Below are 858 nucleotides of genomic sequence, written 5' to 3'. Positions count from 1 at the left end.
ATTACTGGTAGCGAGGATGCACCAGAAGTCAGCGGTGAGTTTGTGGGTTCAGTGACCGAAGGCAATGAAGGTGACGCGGCCGTGACTGCCTCCGGTACCCTTGCGATCAGCGATGTCGACGATAGCGATAATCCAACCTTCGCCAATACCACTGCGTCCGGCACCTATGGTTCGCTCGAGCTAATAGACGGTGATTGGACGTATACGCTCGATCAGTCTGCGGTGCAGAATTTAGACGCTGGTGATCAGATCACCGATACCATTACCCTGACAGCAAGCGATAACACGCAACAAGATATTGTCATTACCATTACCGGTAGCGAGGACCTACCTGAAGTCACCGGTGAGTTTGTTGGTTCCGTCACTGAGGGCAATGAAGGCGATGCGCCTGTCACTGCCACCGGCAGCATTGCGATCAGCGATGTCGACGATGGCGATACTCCGACCTTTGCCAATACCACAGAGACCGGCACTTATGGTTCGCTGGAACTGGTGAACGGCAACTGGACCTACACCCTCGATCAATCTGTGGTGCAGAACTTGGACGACGGTGATCAGGTCACCGATACCATTACCCTGACAGCAAGCGATAACACCCAACAAGATATTGTTATCACCATTACCGGGACAGATGATGCGCCGGAAGTCACCGGTGAGTTTGTGGGTTCAGTGACCGAAGGTAACGAAGGCGATGCGCCTGTCACTGCCACGGGCACCATTGCGATCAGTGATGTGGATGGTGACGATGCTCCGAGCTTTGCCAATACCACAGCGTCTGGCACTTATGGCTCGCTCGAGCTGGTTGATGGCAACTGGACCTATACCCTTGATCAGTCTACGGTGCAGGATTTAGACGCT

Annotated in this window: 1 protein-coding gene; it reads left to right on the top strand. The window is 53.7% G+C overall.

Annotated elements, in window-relative coordinates:
- On the top strand, positions 1-858 hold an 858-nt coding region (locus BGK46_RS02060; protein ID WP_217492715.1), incomplete at both ends, for a VCBS domain-containing protein.

It is taken from the genome of Salinivibrio sp. SS2 (assembly GCF_001722075.1).
Taxonomy (GTDB): Bacteria; Pseudomonadota; Gammaproteobacteria; order Enterobacterales; family Vibrionaceae; genus Salinivibrio; species Salinivibrio proteolyticus.
Note: the sequence above shows the minus strand (reverse complement) of the source record. Positions and strands in the feature narration are given on the sequence as shown.